This is a genomic window from Zoogloea sp., assembly GCF_028689785.1.
Classification (GTDB): domain Bacteria; phylum Pseudomonadota; class Gammaproteobacteria; order Burkholderiales; family Rhodocyclaceae; genus Zoogloea.
On sequence record NZ_JAQVCN010000036.1, the window covers coordinates 1 to 16,092 of the forward strand.

Here is a 16,092-nt window from a genome sequence, read left to right on the forward strand (position 1 = left end):
TGTGCTCTTCCGATCTCGTCACGGCAATCGCCTGGGTGTCGGTGCTGCCCTGATTGTCGGAGACCTGGACGATCACGTCGTAGACGTTGTTGCCGCCGGCATCGGTGGGCGCTTCGAAATCGGGGGCGACGAGGAAGCTGAGGGCGCCGGTTGCGCTGTCGATCTGGAAGTGGGCGGCATCGGCACCGCCGATGATGCTGTAGGTCAAGGTCTGTGCAGGCTGATCGGCATCGGTTGCCGTCACGGTCATTACGGCCGTGGTGTTCTCGGCGACGCTGGCCGTGTTGCCGCTGGTGATGACCGGGGCGCTGTCATTGACCGATGTGACCGTCACGGCAATCGCCTGGGTGTCGGTGCTGCCCTGATTGTCGGAGACCTGGACGATCACGTCGTAGACGTTGTTGCCGCCGGCATCGGTGGGCGCTTCGAAGTCAGGGGCGACGAGGAAGCTGAGCACGCCCGTGCTGGTGTTGATCTGGAAGTGGGCGGCATCGGCACCGCCGATGATGCTGTAGGTCAAGGTCTGTGCAGGCTGGTCGGCATCCGTGGCGGTGACTGTCGTTACGGTCGTGGTGTTCTCCATGACGCTGATCGATGCGGTGCTGCCACCGCCATTGCTGGTGATCTCGGGGGCGTTGTCGTTGGCCGGGGTGATGGTGACGGAGAGGCTCTGGGTGCTGGTGAGGCCGGCCCCGTCGGCAACCTGCACGGTGACTTCGTAGGTGTTGTCGGCATTGGCGTCGGCCGGTGCTTCGAAGTCGGGTGGGGTGTCAAAGCTCAGCACGCCGCTCCCGGCGTCAATGTTGAAAAGTGCGCCATCGGCACCGCCGACGATGGCGTAGCTGAGGGTCTGGACGGGCTGGTCGGCGTCGGTGGCGGTCACCGTAGTGACTACGAGCGTGTTTTCGGCGTGGTTGATGGCGGCTGTCATGCCTCCGCCGTTGCTGGTGATCTGCGGCGCGTTGTCGTTGGCCGGGGTGACGCTGACGGACAGTGCCTGGGTGTCCACGCCACCGCTGCCATCCGACACCTGGACGATCACCTCATAGACATTGTTGCCGTCTGCATCCGTGGGGGCCTCGAAGTCGGGTGCGCTGAGAAAACGCAGTACGCCGGTATTGCTGTCGATGGTGAATTTTCCGCTGTCGCTGCCCCCGGCAATACTGAACACGGCCACCGGTCCGTCGGGGTCGGAGGCGGTGACGGTGGTGACGACAATCGCGTTTTCTTCCACGCTCTGGGTCGCCGTGGCGCCGCCGCCATTGGAGGTGATCAGGGGGGCATCATTCGCCGGTATGAGGGTGATCGTTCCGCCTGTGATGGCACTGCTGCCGCCGTCGCCGTCCTCGACATAGGCAAGCAGATGGCGGACGACCTCCGAGGGTGCATCGGAGACGTTCTGGTAGGTGATGTTGCGTGCTACAGACTGGACCGCGGCTTGGGTGGCGTTGGCGTTGAAGCTCACGACGAAGGGCACCGAGCCGTTCTGCCCTCCGCTCCAGCTGCCGATCTGTACGCCGCCGAAGCTCACAGTGTTACCGCTCACCCCGATCTGCCCTGTGCCGTTGCCTTCATTGCGCAGGGCAATGCGGTCTTCCATCTGCCCGCCGGAAGCGAAGTACACCACCAGCCGGCCGCCATCGAAGTCGGCAGAGTCGGGGTCGGTCACACTTGCCGTAGGTGCGACGATCACCGCGCCCGCATTCTCGGCGTAGTCCAGATTGCCGGACAGGAAGTTGAAGGACGGGTCGTCGTTGACGTTGGTCACACTGACGCTGATGGCCTGGCTGTCAGTGCCGCCAAAGCCATCGCTGGCGCGCACGATTACCTCGTAGAGGTTGTCGCCATTGGCGTCGCCCGGGTTTTCGAAATCGGGTGCAGCAGCAAACTCAAGCAAGCCGGAACTGGCGTTGATGGTGAAGAGGCCGGCATCGTTGCCACCAACAATGCTGTAGGTGATGGGCTGGGCCACCCCGTCGGGGTCAATGGCTGTCACCGTCGTCACCACCGTCGTGCCCTCGGCTACGGCGACCACTGCGCTGCTGCCCCCGCCGTCGCTGACGATCACTGGCGGATTGGTGGGAATGCTGGCGGAGAACTCCGAGGTTTCGATGAAATTGCTCGACGCGTCCAGGCGGGTGGCCGTGGATGAGATCCAGTACTGGCTTCCCGCCGGCAGAGCGCCGGCGTAGGTCGGGCTGAAGGTGGCGTTGCCGCTGGCATCGGTCAGTACGTCGACGAAACCGATGTAGCTGCGCCCTTCCCCGTAACCAGAGGCATGGGGGCTGGGATTGGCGAAGAACTCGATGCGGAAGCGGGTATTGGCCAGGCTGTTGAGGGTGCCGGACAAGGCGATGTCGCTGCCAGTGAGCAGCGCCGACACCAGCTCGGGCGTGTTTTGCAGGTTGTTTGCACCTACGTCCGCATCGCCCGGATCGTTGGCAGTGACCCAATCGCCCTCCAGATCGATGCCCAGGGAGCTGCTGCCGTAGATGGAATTGCCGATGATGACGACGCCGGTAGCACCATCAGACAGGCTCACTCCGGGGTGGAGCGGCCCGGAGTTGGCGATGATGTTGCCCTCACCCGGGTTGGATCCCCCGATCATCACTGTGGAGGCCTGGGAGACATGGATGCCCTGCCTACCGTTGCCCTGAGCGGTCACACCATCAGCAGCCACGCCGATCCAGTTACCGCGCACCACGGTTCCGGTTACGGTGGAGCCGTAGATTCCGATACCCTGCAGTGTGTTGCCGGAGATGATGTTGCGGCCCCCGGGCGTGGCATCTCCAATGACGGTATTGGTCGCCCCATCCCACACCTGGATGCCTTCCTCTCCGTTGGCGACGATGGTGTTGCCGTAAATTAAGGTGCCGTCGCTCGCCGTTTCCACCAGCACGCCATCACCGGCATTCCCGGAGATCAGATTGCCCCCACCGGTGCTCAGGCTGCCGATGGTGTTGCCCGACACACCCGCCAGCACTACGCCGCTTCCCCCATTGCCGATGTTGGCCGTGCCGGCTGCATTGGTGCCGATGTAGTTACCCGAGACCGTATTGAAGGCGGTGGTGGTGCTGTAGATCCGCACGCCAGCGCCGGCGTTGCCGGAGATGACATTACGCTCGGCAGGGGTAGTGCCACCGATCAGGTTATTCCTTGCCGATCCTGCAATCGATACCCCGTCACCGCCGTTGCCGAGGTCAACGCTGCCGGTATGGTCCAGGCCGACGTAGTTGCCCTGGATGATGTTGTTGGTGGCGATTGCGCCGCTCACCTCCAGGCCCTTGCCGGTATTGCCGGAGATGATGTTGCGATCCGCTGCCGAGGTGCCGCCGACGAGGTTGTTGCCCGACTCCAAGATGAACAGGCCGATGCCATTGCCCGCTGCGCTTCCTCCGCTCAGGTCGGTGCCCAGGTAGTTGCCGGCTATCGTGATGGAAGAAACCTGGTTGACGTGAATGCCGTACAGGCTGAAGTTGCCGATGACCAGCCCTCGTACACTGCTGCCGCTGCTTCCCAGCTTGAACTCCAGGCCCGTAGCGCCAGCGCCGGTTGCAGCACCATCGAGCATTACCAAGGGCGTACCGGCATAGCCTGTCTGGGAAGTGCCCTCGATGTGGATGACGGAATTGATTGCGGGCAGCACGCTGCTCAGGTGAATGATCTGCGGCCCGGAATCGATGGCGAAGGTGATGGTGTCGGCGCCAGCCGAGTTGTTGGCGGCGAGAATGGCCTCACGCAGCGAAATCTTGCCGTCGCCCCCCATGTCGGCGAGCAGTGCGGTGATGCTGGAAGTGTCGCCGTCGGCGATGTCGACGGCGGTGGTGACGACCAGCTCGTTGACCACGTCGTTGACGGTGACCGTGAGGGTCTGCGTGTCTGTCAGGCTGCCATCACTGACCTGGACGACAACCTGGTAGACATTGTTGGCATCGGCGTCGAGGGGGGTTTCGTAGTCGGCTGCCGAGATGAACTGCAGTACGCCAGTGTTCGGATTGATCGCAAAGAGGGCTGCGTCGGCGCCGCCAATGATGCTGTAAGTCAGGGGGCTGAAGGGAATGTCGCTGTCGGTGGCCGTCACCGTGGTCACTGCAGTGCTGTTCTCTGGTATGGAGATCGAGGCGCTGCTTCCGCCGCCATTGCTGGTGATCACTGGTGCGTTGTCGTTGACCCCGGTGATGGTGATGGCGAAGCTCGCGGCCGAGGCGCTGCCCGCTCCATCATCCACGGTGAAGGAGAAGCTGTCGGCGGTGTTCTCGCCGCCGCCATGGGTGTAAGTGAGCAGCTTGTTGTCCACGTCGGCCTGGGTGAACGTGCCGCCGGCGCCCAGTGCCACGCCGTTGCGGTACAGCGTGCCCACCGTGGGTGTGCTGCCCAGGGTGTAGACCAGCTGGGCGGCGGTGTTGTCCACGTCGGTGGTACGCAGCATGGCGTTGGTGATGATGTTGCCCACCGAGCCTTCGGCAAAGGTGGCGCCGGTATTGGTGACGAGGGTCTGCTCATCATTGACGGCGGTAACGGTCAGGGCGGCGGTATCGGTAGCGCTCGAAAAGGCGGTGGAGCCGCCATTGGTACTGGTGTTGGCCAACCCGCCGTTACTGCCGATGGTCCTGTCCCAGGCCCGGAAGCTCAGGGCGTTGGCAATGCTGCCGTTGAAGTTGCTGGCGGGAGCGAAGTACACCCGGGTCTGGGTGTCGGCGGCGAGCAGACGCGCACTGGCCGTAGAGGGCGTCCCCAGAGCGTTCCAAGTGCTCCCGCCATTGATCGTGTAATACCAGGTGCCGGAGGCGGCATTGGCGCCGATCACCGCCATGCCGGTGCTGGCACCGGCATCGGGGTCGGAAACATTGTCCCAGCCGCCGCCACCCGTAAAGTCCACGAGCGCCGAGACCAGGGTACCGACGGCCCCCACCGGTGCGCCGGCGTCTTCGGCAACCGGTGCCAGGACGACCGCCGGCGTGGCGTTGAGGATGGGGGCTTCATTGACGTTGGTGACGGTAACGGCAATGGCCTGGGTGGTGGAGAAGGTGCCGTCCGAGACCTGGACGATTAGCTCGTAGATATTGTTGGCGTCGACGTCGCCCGGCGCTTCGAAGTTGGGGGGAGCGATAAAACCGAGTACACCGCTGCTGCTGTCAATCGAGAAGCGCGCGGCATCATTCCCCCCGGAGATGCTGTAGCTCAATGTCTGGGCGGGCAGATCGGCATCGCTGGCGGTGACGGTGGTGACCGCAGTGGTGTTCTCCGCAATGCTGATATTTGCTGTTGCGCCGCCACCGTTGCTGGTGATCACCGGGGTGTTGTCATTGACCGGGGTGATGGTGACGGAAATCGCCTGGGTGTCGGTATTGCTGCCATCCGACACCTGTACGGTTACCTCATAGACATTGTTGGCCCCGGCGTCGGTGGGTGATTCATAGTTGGGGGCTGTTACGAAACTGAGCTGCCCGGTGCTGCTGTTGAGGGAGAAGCGGGCCGAATCCGCGCCGCCAATGATGGTGTAGGTAAGTGCGGGTGCGGGCAGGTCCGCGTCGGTGGCGCTTACCGTGGTGACGACGAGGGTGTTCTCGGCCAGGCTGATGGCCGCTGTTGCGCCGCCACCATCGCTGGTGATCACCGGTGTGTTGTCATTCACCGGGGTTACCGAGACGGCGATGGCCTGGGTGTCGCTCAGGAAGCCGTCGCTGACCTGCACAATCACGTCGTAGACGTTATTGGTGCCCGTATCGGTGGGCGCTTCGTAGTTGGGGGCGGTAATGAAACGCAGGGCGCCGGTGGTAGCGTTGATGCTGAATTTGGCCGAATCCGCGCCCCCCACGATGCTGTAACTCAACTCTGCGGCGGGGCTGTCCACGTCGGTTGCAGTGACTGTGGTCACCGCCGTGCTGTTCTCTGCGACGTTGACGCTGGCGGTGGCGCCGCCACCGTTGCTGGTGATGGTCGGTGCAACTGGCGCGGTGTACGAAATGATCAGATAGGGGCGCAGGCTGACCGTGGCGTATTCCGATGACGCGAAGGTCCAGTTGTCGGCGCCAGGGCTGGCCGAGGCCATCAGCCAACCCTGGTTGGCGCCGTTATCGGCCCACACCTGCACCGAGCTGGCCAGCCCGTTGATGGTGTTCCAGCCGGATACGCCGGCACTGAAGGTGGTCAGGGGCGAGCTGGCGGCCTCGCTGCCGTTCATCTGCACGCCAGAACCCAGGCTGCTCCAGGTTGAAGCCTCCGACCATGCCCCGAACATGGTGTACAGGGACACGGTGTCTGCAGCGTCCCGGTTGGTAACGTAGAAAGACAGGGATGCCGAGTTGATGGTGGCGCCGAAAGGGATCTGCCCTGCCCCGTTGCCAAACATGCTGTCGAAGCGGAGTAGCGCCTGGTTGACCGGCGAACCGTCGTCCACGATCACGGTGGTGGCGTTGCCGAAGCTGGTGCCGGTGGCCCCGTCGCTGACATAGGTGTCGACGGTGCCGGTGTAGCCGGCCACATCCTGCTGGAAGCGCACTGCACCTACCTGGATGGCGATGCTGTCGTTGGCGCTGAGGGCCCCACCGTTACCCGTGTTGCCCAGATCGCTGGTGGTGATGCTGAGGCTGGCTGCGCCGTTATAGCCCGCGGTGGGCGCATACGTCAGGCCTTCCAGGGCCGCGTTGATGTTGGCCAGACTGCCGGTGAAGGTCATCGTGCCGTCTGCCGTTCCGTCGCCGACGGTGAAACCCAGGCCGGTGACACGGCTCAGACTGAGCCTGCCGTTGGTGACGCTCAGGCTGACCTGCAGGTTGCTGCTGCCCGCGTCCACGTCGCTGATCGAGATGGGGTTGCCGTTGGCCGATGAGAAGATCAGGGATGTGCTGATGGGGGTGCTCTGGGGGCCCGGAACAGTGTGGATGGGGGCATCGTTCTGGGCCACGACGGCGATGGTGATGGTGGCTGGGTCGCTGGTCCAGCCGGTGCCGTCGGAGAGGGTCAGGCTCAGGGTTCGGCTGAGGGTTGACGGTGCTTCACTGGTATCGCGGTAGGTCACCGCCCTCACCAGGGCCTGGGTGGCGGCCACGCTGGCGTTGGCATTGAGGGTCACGGTGAGGGGCGTGCTCCCATTGCCGAACACCCCGCTGAAGGTGCCGATGAGCACTCCGCCGTAGGTGACGTTGGCCCCGGAAACGCCGATCTGCCCGGCGCCGACGCCATCGTTGCGGATGCCCAGCTCATCTGTTGCCGTGCCGTTGGTGGTGAGCTGAACGATCAGCTGGCCACCGTTGAAAACTGTGGTGTTGGGGTCGGTCACCGTGGCACTGGTGTCAGACAGGGGGGCAGCGTTCTCCACATAGGTGGCGCTGCCGGTGGACAGGGTCAGTACCGGCGGGAAGCCATAGGTGTAGCGCTGCATGAATACGCCGTCACCATCTCCGCTGCCGTTGCCCTGCCAGGCGATCACCATGCGGCCGTTCTGGTTGGAGATGATGCTGGGCGAATGCTGGTCACCTGTGGTGGTGGTGTTGACCTGCGTTTCGGCTGTCACGGGGTTTCCTGATGCATCGTAAAGACGCATGTAGACCCCCTCCAGGTTGCCGTCCTGGGCGGTGCTCTGCCAGGTGACCGCAAAGCTGCCGCCGCCTGTCATTGTCACCACCGGGTTCTGCTGGGCATTGGCGGTGGTGGTGTTGATCCGGAACTCGCCTCCCTGGGCGCCGCCGCTGCTGTCGTAGCGCTGGCCGTAGATCCCCTGGAGGCTGCCATCCTGGGCATAGCTTTCCCAGGTAATGACGAAGTTGCCGCTGCTGTCCATAGCAACGGTGGGCAGGTTCTGGTTGTCCGCCGTGGTGGTGTTGACATGGAACTCGCCACCCTGGGCCACGCCGCTGGCGTTGTAGCGCTGGGCGTAGATGCCGTCGCTGGGGCCCTCCTGGCCGTAGCTCTGCCAGGTGATGACGAAGTTGCCCGCCGAGTCCATGGCGACGCTGGGGGCTATCTGGTCGTAAGCGAGGGTCGTGTTGACCACGAACTCGGCGCCCTGGGCTACGCCGTTTGCGTTGTAGCGTGTGGCGAGCACCCCCCAGCTGTTGTTGCCCGAGGCCCAGGCCTGGTAAGTGACCACGAAGTTGCCGTTGGCATCCATGGCCACAGCAGGTGCACGCTGGTCATCTGTGGTCAGCGTATTGACGCGGAACTCGCTGCCCTGGGCCACCCCACTGGCGTTGTAGCGCTGGGCATAGATGCCGTAGTTGCTGCCGTCCTGCCCCATGCTCTCCCAGACCACGACGAAGTTGCCGTTGGCTGCCATGGCCACCTGGGGGTTGCGCTGGTTGTCAAAGGTGTAGGTATTGACCCGGAAAGCGTTGCCCAGGGCTGCTCCGCTTACGTCGTAACGCCGGGCGTAAATGCCCTGGCCGCTGCCATCGGCGCCGGAACCGTCGATCCAGACGACGACATAATTGCCGCTGCTGTCCATGCCCACAGTCTTGCCGGACCAGTGGTTGCCCTGGCTGCCGGTGGTGTTCTGGTTGACCAGGGTTTCGCTGCCCTGGGTGACGACACCGAGTACGCCCTTCCACTCGGCTTGCAGGCTGGCAGAGGCGAACGGCTGGGCTTCGATGCCGCCGGTCTGGCGTTCCAGGTCCCAGTCGCCGCCAAGCAGCGTACTGCCGGTGGCGTCGATACTGGCAGCCACGTCGGCTCCGGTCAGCTGGCTGAGGGTGGTGACGAGGGCCTCTCCGTTGCTCCCTGCGGCCACCTCACAGCCATAGAGGAGCAGGTCGCCGCTGTCCACGAGGGCGTCTCCCCAGCCGGCAATCTGGTCGGCCCGCTGCAGCAGCACGCCCATGTCCAGCCGGCTCGCGCCGAGCTCGATCAGGCCCTCGCTGCCGTGCCCCACCAGGTGCACCGCGGCCACGTCGTGATGCCCGGCCAGCGTGTCGGAGATCTTGGTGATCCCGTCCTCGTTCTGGTCGATGACGATGACTTCCAGGTCCCTACCCGCCTGGCGTTGGGCTTCCAGGTCATCGAGCAGGAGTTGCAGGTCAGGGGTCCGGGTATCCACGAACACCAGCTCGACACCGCTCCCCTCTGTGGTGCCGCCGTCACTGCCCTGCTCAAACCCCACCAGGGCCGAGACAAGCGCAGGGGACGGAAGCGGGTCCGCAGAATAGAGAATGCGCTGTTCGAAGGTTTCGATCAGCGCCCGGTGTCGATGATGGCTGTCCATGGTATCAGGGGCGCGGCTTTGGTCGCACCGTACTGAGCGTGGACTCCAGGCGCAGGCCACCCTGCAGGCGGCGTTCGGCGGCAGGCACGGATGGGGTCGGCTCGGCAAATGTGATCCTGCAACGCAGGCCGGCCGGCAGCCGGTTGTTGGGGTTGGGCAAATGCAGGCGCACCCGGAAGGTATTGCTGGCTGCATCAACCACCTTGTCTACCAGGGTCACTGCAGCTTCTTGGGGCGGGGTGTTGGGCAGGTCCGGCGCCACGCTGGCCAGATCGCCGGCCCGGATGCTGCCGAAGCGCGCGGCGGGAACAATCACCTCGACCCGCAGCGGGTCGATACGGGCGATCTTGAAGATCGGCTTTTCCTCGACGCGCTCGCCCTGGGCGAGGTAGCGCTCCACCACCACCCCATCGAAGGGGCTGCGGATGCTGCGCAGCCCGACCTGGGCCTGGGCTACGCCCAGTTCGCGCCCCCACACCCGCTGCTGCTCCCGGGCCTGCTGGAATTTCTGCTCACTGACCTGCAACTCGGTGCGAGCCTGATCAAGGGCCTGCTGGGCCAGGAAATTGCGCGCTACCAGGTCTTCGGCCCGCTTCAGCTTCTGCCGGGCAAAGTCCCGGTTGGCTTCGGCCGAGTTGAGATCCGCCTCGGCCATGGCGCGTGTCCGAGCCACTTCCGCAGTGGCGCGTTCCACGTCGCTGCGCAGCACGGCCAGCACCTGGCCCTTGCGCACCACATCGCCCCGGTCGACACGCAAGCCGTCGAGCACGCCAATGACAGGGCTGCCCAAATCAGCCACCCGGTCTGGCTCGACCAGGCACCCGAGGGCCGGTGCCGCGGGGCTGGACGGCGCGGCGCCAGCCAGCCCCGCGCAGCTCCACATCACCCAGGCCACAAACCATCTGTTCATAATTTCATTCTCCGGGACCGCCGAAGGAGAGTCCCCGCTCCCATTCACGATCCGCCTCCAAAAGCGCACGGCGAGCCCGCCTTTCCCGGCGGCCCTGCCTCCATTGGCCCAGGCCCAGCAGCGCATCCAGCAGCCACGGCCTCAGCCTGATTCGTCCGTCCCCCCCCTGCCCTGCCCAGCGGGTCAGGGCCTGCAGCCCGGACGCTTCGCTAACCCGCGACATGTCCAGGCTGATCCAGTGTTCCGTACTCCCCGGGTCACCCTGCCTGGCGCTGCGCCCCTCCAGCTGGCGGTCAATGCGCCGGGATGCGGTGAGCTGGCAGTTCAGGACATGCAAGCCCCCTGCGGCGGCCACACCAGCGGCCAGGGGAATATCTGTTCCGCGCCCCGCCATGTTGGTGGCCACGGTGACCTGCCCGGGCTCACCGGCGCATGCCACGATGGCAGCCTCACTGGCGTCGAGGCGGGCATTTAGCAAGGTGTGCGGAATCCCCGCCGCTGCCAGGCGGGCAGACAGGTTCTCGGATTCGGCGACCGAACTCGTCCCTATCAGCACCGGACGACCTGACGCACGACATTCGGATACCCGTTCGGTGACGGCACCCCACAAGGCATGACGATCGTCATATATACGGCAGGCAAGGGTCTTCCTTGAATTCGGCCGTCGTGATGGAACACACACCACATCCAGTCCGTAGATTTCTCGCAGCTCTCCCCGCGCCTCACGCAGCGTTCCACTCATGCCGCCGAGGCGGTGATAGCGGGGAAAGAAGCGCTGATAGGTGATCTGGGCCAGGGTTTCGGTATCCGGGGTGGGGCGGCATCCCTCTTTTAGCTCCACGAAGGTGTGCAAGCCCCGAGACCACACGCGCCCGGGCGCGGCGCGGCCGCTCACCTCGTCTACGATCTCCACCTGGCCGTCCCGGACCAGGTAGTGCACGTCCCGGCGGTAGACATGCCGGGCGGCCAGGGCGGTACACACCACCTCCTCGCGCAGGCGGCGGGAGCGCCAGCGGCCGTCCAGGGCTGCGCTCAGGGCCGTCAGCCGGGCGCTGCCCTCGGGGGTCAGGGTGACGCGCATGGCGGTAGCCACAGGGGTGAAATCCAGCCCCGCCACGAGTTCGCCGGCCAGGGCCCAGGCCTGCCAGGTGAGCGCCCGGGCCGGGCCGCTGCGCACCTGTCGGGAGAGGATCAGGGGCGTCATCGCTTCGTCGATCAACAGGCTGTCCGCTTCATCAACCAGGGCCATGCACAGGCCTCGCAGCAGGGCTTCACTGTGCCCCTGGGACGTGTTGCGGCGTTGCAGGTCGGCCCTTGCGAAGCCTCGGCGCTGCCCGTCCCGCAGGTAATCGAAGACGACTTCCCGGGCGGTTACATAGCAGATCGGTGCAGCATAGGCGTTGCGGCGCTCGGCCTCGCCCATCGGGCCGGTGACGAAGCCGGCATGCAGGCCGAGGCAGCTATAGAAGGGCGCCAGCCGGGTGGCGTCGCGCTCCACCAGGTAGTCGTTTGCCGTGAGCACGTGCACGGGCGTTCCGGCCAGAGCGCCCACGCTGGCTGCCAGGGCTGCGGCCAGGGTTTTGCCCTCACCTGTGGCCATCTCGGCCAGACGATTGTCGAGCATGATCAAGGCAGCGTGGATCTGTGTATCGTAGGCCTGCAGGCCAAGCCCCCGGTGGGCTGCCTCGACCGCCGCCGCCAGGGCTTCAACGCTCCGTTGGGGCGTCAGACCGTCACGGCCGATATGAGCCCGAAGCGTACGCAGTCGGGTGGCGAAGGCCCTGTCATCAAGGCTCACCCAGTCGCCGATAGCCTGGCGTACGGCGGTGATCTGGCGCGAATAGGGGGCGCGGGCCCAGGGCCAACGGATCTGTGGCGCTTCCCGTCGTTCCGGATAGCTTCCCCAGACCAAGCCCGGCAAAGGCATGCGTGAGCTCAGAGGGAGATTCATGGGCCGGGGCTAAACTGCCGCAGGAAGAGCTGCTTGAGCCGCCGCCCCCATTGCAGGGCGAGGGGCGCCCACTCATGCTCGAAGCGTACCCATGCCCTGCCCCCGGCCCGTTCGAGCACGATGTCATTGACGCCGACGTCGAAGATGAAGACCGGAGCAATGGCCTGCTGATGATCCTTGTCTGCCGGATCGACGGCGATGTCGCCACCGGCGTGCTCGCCAAGGGCGGCGCTAGGCAGTTTTTCGGTGGCCGCAGGCACGGCCCGCAGCAGACGCCCGGCATGGGATTCACCCGGTGCCTCGGCCAGCCGCACTGATACGGCCCGGGTTTCGCTGCGGACCAGGGCGGCTTCGTCCTGCTCCACCGCCACCCGCACCGTCGCCGCCTCGCCCGTGAGAATGTGGCCGAGCAAGGTGCCGCGAGGCACGAAGGCGCCTTGCACGTCGGCCTGCCTGGGCATCACCAGGCGCCCGGAGACGCCAGCGCGCAGCACCAGCTGGCCTTGCAGATCGTCGACACGGCGCAGCTGGGCGCGGAGGCGTGCCATCTCCTCCTCCACATTCCGGGCCTTGGCCGGGTCTCGCAGCATGGCCTGGTAAAGGTCCACGTCGAGGGCTTCGAGCTGACTGCGCAGCTTGGCCGCCTCGGCCACCAGCCGGCTGTCTGACATGCGGACCAGGATCTGGCCATCCACCACCTGTTCGCCGTTGCCTGCATCCAGGTGCTCGATGAAACCGTCGGTGCCGGTGCGCAATTGTGCCTGTTCGGGCACCCACACCACGCCGCGGCCCACCGTGGAAAACGGCATCGGCACCAGGCACAGCAGGGCCAGGGCGCCGATGCTCAGGGCCATTGCCCCCCGCACGGCACGCTGGCGCCCCGACGTTGGCAAGGCCATGGCGAGCAGACGGCGCCAGAAACGAAAAACCGGCCAAACCAGCATAGTGAAGGCGAGGCCGGCGCCGGCCATCAGCCCGAGGGGCATCGACCAGCTGCCGATCCACGTCACGATAGCGATCGACAGGCCCAGCCGGTAGATGGCCGAAGCCGGGGCGTAGAGGTAGAGCCATAAGCGCTCGCCACGCCCTGGTTCCGGCGACGCGAACTCGGCCAGACCGAGGCGTCGGTTGAAGATCACATAGCGCCACCAGGCCTGGCTGCGCGAGGCCAGGTTAGGCAGATCAAGCACATCGCAGAGCACGTAATAGCCGTCGAAACGCAGCAGCGGATTGCCGTTGAAGGCCAGCGTCGAGACGCCGCAGATGAAGGCCACGACCAAGGCCAGATCGCGAACCACGCCGGGCTCAACGAGCACCCACAAGATGACGGCCAGAGCCGCAACGACCAGCTCCACCAGGATTCCCATCCCGCTGACCATCAGGCGTTGGCTGGCGTAGCGGAAGGCTGACGCCGCCGAGGCATCGACGAAAGGCGCCGGCATCAGCAGCAACAGGCTCACCCCCATCTGATGGACCTCGCCGCCCAGGCGCCGGATGGCCAGGCCGTGGCCCAACTCGTGGACCGCCTTGATGACCGGGTAGAGCAGCCAGGCCATCAGCAGGAAGCGCGGCGTGCCCATCCAGGTGCGGACCTGCAGGGACAGCTCGGAGAAATTCATCGCCGCGGTGGTCAGGCCCACCAGGATCAGCACCATCCAGAGGATCAGCACCGGCCAGGAGAACATCGGGCGCAGCCACGGATCAAAACGCTGCAGCAAAGCCGTGGGGTTGCCCAGCCGGACCCGGAAAGACAAGGGGTTGATCGCCAGCCGCCGTTGTTGGCGCTGGGCCTGCTCCTCCCGATGGAAGATGGCCTCCACATCCGGGGTCAGCTCGCACTGGATCAAACCCCGCTGATTGAGCTGGACCAGCAGGCGCACGATCTCGTCCTGGGTCAGCGCCGAATCGGGATCGTGGGCCAGCAGCGCCTCGCTGATCTGCTCGGACGTATGTTGCCCGTCACAACGCCCGATAAAGGCGTAAGCCGCTGCATTCAGGCGATGAAATCGCCCGCTCACCGGATCGGCCAGCACATGCCAGACCTCGTTGCGGTAGATCTGGCGCGTTACCCGCACCTGAGCCCGCAGCCGAGGGTGGAGGCCGGCGACCCGTTACCACTGGCTGCTGAAGACGCTACCGCTCATGCTAGCTGCCCCACAGACCCCAGGCTTTGAGGCGCAGCCAGTCGGTCAGGCGGTGGGTCCAGGACCATAGCAATGGTGCTTCGCCTACCGAGATGCGAGCCACACCGCGTAGCCCCGGGCGCAGGCTGTCGGGCTGGTTTTCCAGGGTGGCCTCTACCTCGAAGACGTTCTTGCCCTCCACCGGGCTGGCCAGCGGGGTAATCCGCGCTATCCGCAGGGGCAGCGTGTCCCAGGGCAGGGCCGACAGGGCCAGGCTGCCCTGCTGCGCCACCCTGATCCGGGCGATATCCCGCTCATCCACTTCAATGATGACCCGGAAGCGATCCTTCGGAGCAATGGTCAGCAGCACATCGCCCCGCTGCACCGGCGCCCCCAGAGACTGGCTCAGATCGCCGCGGATCACTACTCCGTCAAAGGGGGCTTCCAGGCGGATGCGGCCCAGCTGCTCATCCACCAGGGCCAGCTGCGCCCGTGCTTCGTCGGCGCGGGCCTGGCTGATCACCAGCTGCGTCCGGTCGGCACGGGCCATCGCAGCGGCATAGCTGTTCTCGTGCTGGGCAAGCTCGCTGCTCCACTTGTTGCGTTCGAGCTGCAGATCCTGTTCGGCCAGCTCGGCAAGCACCTGCCCGGCCTTGACCGGATCCCCCGGCCTGACATGGTTATGGCGGATGAAGCCGTCGGCTGGCGCCACCAGAACGCGCTGGATGGCACCCTCCACGCGGGCGTTTCCGCCAACCCTATACTCCATGGGAACAGCCACCAGAATCCCAAGCGCCAGCAGCAGCCCGGCCAGGCCGAGCCGCAAGCGCCCGTTGTCGGGGGCACGCAGGTCTGCCCGGATGCGTCGTGCGCGGTCACGCAGGCGCTCCCGCCACGGCCGTTCGCTGCGCCGCATGAAATGCAGCACCGGCCCCAGCAGGGCCACGGCGTGTTCCCAGTCGGCGAGTTGCTCGGGCAGTACCGGCCCCACCTGGCGGAACTGGAGTTGTACGGCCCCCACCAACTGGCGTTTCACCACCAGCGGCAAGGTGCAAACCATCCCGCCATCGCGGCGCAGAAGTTCTTCGTGAGCGAGCACGATCTGCGGCACATGGCCCGGAGGGGCCGGTAGCACGACAGTAGCGGCCTGCTCAATGGACTCATCCATCGCCGCGCCGATCACCCGCAACATTTCGGTGCCGTTCGCGATGGCGCCGTGGGACAAGGCCACCACCCGGCTGAAGCGATCCTCGACAAAACCCACGGAAACGCGTTCGCAGCCGAGACGGGTTGCCAGTTCGGAGGCAAACGCTGTCGCTGACTCCGCCAGGCGGTTGTGGGACACCATCGCCGCCTGCAGGGCAAGCACGTCGAGCCTCATCGTTTCCGCTGCGGCGAGGGAGGGTGGTGCGTTCAGAGCTTCAGTCCTGAAAGAATGTCGTCCTCGTATTGACGACGCATTCCCGGGAAACTTTAAGCTTGCCGGCATGGGACTGTGTCATACGACACACTTGCCGATGGCTTCGTCCTGCGAAAGGGGACTCGATAGGGGAAGAACTGGAAAGCACGGAAAAGCAAAAAACAAGGGGACTGTGTTTCCACAGTCCCCTTGTTTCCGTATCTGGCGCGCCCGGCAGGATTCGAACCCACGACCCCTTGGTTCGTAGCCAAGTACTCTATCCAACTGAGCTACGGGCGCATCTTCCCAACATTCAACTCCCGCCAACGCGGAGGAGAAAAACTCTCCTGAGTTGATAAGAGCTGCAAAAACAGCTCTGGTAAAACTGGCGCGCCCGGCAGGATTCGAACCCACGACCCCTTGGTTCGTAGCCAAGTACTCTATCCAACTGAGCTACGGGCGCACTTGAGAGACCGAGATTATACACACGCTCGAAGAAATTGGAAGCCT

At 65.1% G+C, this 16,092-nt stretch carries 5 protein-coding genes and 2 tRNA genes; all 7 read right to left on the reverse strand.

What is annotated here, in order from left to right; translation table 11 throughout:
• Positions 1 to 9,199: cadherin domain-containing protein (locus PHI64_RS15110; RefSeq protein ID WP_299884264.1), on the reverse strand; the 9,199-nt coding region annotated here is incomplete at its 3' end.
• A 4-nt stretch (positions 9,200 to 9,203) separates the two neighbouring features.
• Positions 9,204 to 10,109: an efflux RND transporter periplasmic adaptor subunit gene (locus PHI64_RS15115; RefSeq protein ID WP_299884265.1), complete on the reverse strand. Its 906-nt coding sequence runs from the start codon at positions 10,107 to 10,109 to the stop codon at positions 9,204 to 9,206.
• 4 nt (positions 10,110 to 10,113) lie between these two features.
• Entirely contained in the window at positions 10,114 to 12,060 is a 1,947-nt protein-coding gene (locus tag PHI64_RS15120) for a preprotein translocase subunit SecA (protein ID WP_299884268.1), read from the reverse strand.
• Positions 12,057 to 14,135: a PqqD family peptide modification chaperone gene (locus PHI64_RS15125; RefSeq protein ID WP_299884270.1), complete on the reverse strand. Its 2,079-nt coding sequence runs from the start codon at positions 14,133 to 14,135 to the stop codon at positions 12,057 to 12,059. Before PHI64_RS15125 ends, PHI64_RS15120 begins: the two co-directional genes overlap by 4 nt.
• Before the next feature lie 70 nt (positions 14,136 to 14,205).
• The gene (locus tag PHI64_RS15130) at positions 14,206 to 15,564 is read right to left on the reverse strand and encodes an HlyD family efflux transporter periplasmic adaptor subunit (protein WP_299884272.1); all 1,359 of its coding nucleotides are present in this window, start codon (positions 15,562 to 15,564) and stop codon (positions 14,206 to 14,208) included.
• A gap of 241 nt (positions 15,565 to 15,805) precedes the next feature.
• Positions 15,806 to 15,882: transfer RNA gene (locus tag PHI64_RS15135), tRNA-Arg, on the reverse strand.
• A gap of 86 nt (positions 15,883 to 15,968) precedes the next feature.
• Positions 15,969 to 16,045, reverse strand: a tRNA-Arg gene (locus PHI64_RS15140).
• Positions 16,046 to 16,092 lie beyond the last annotated feature (47 nt).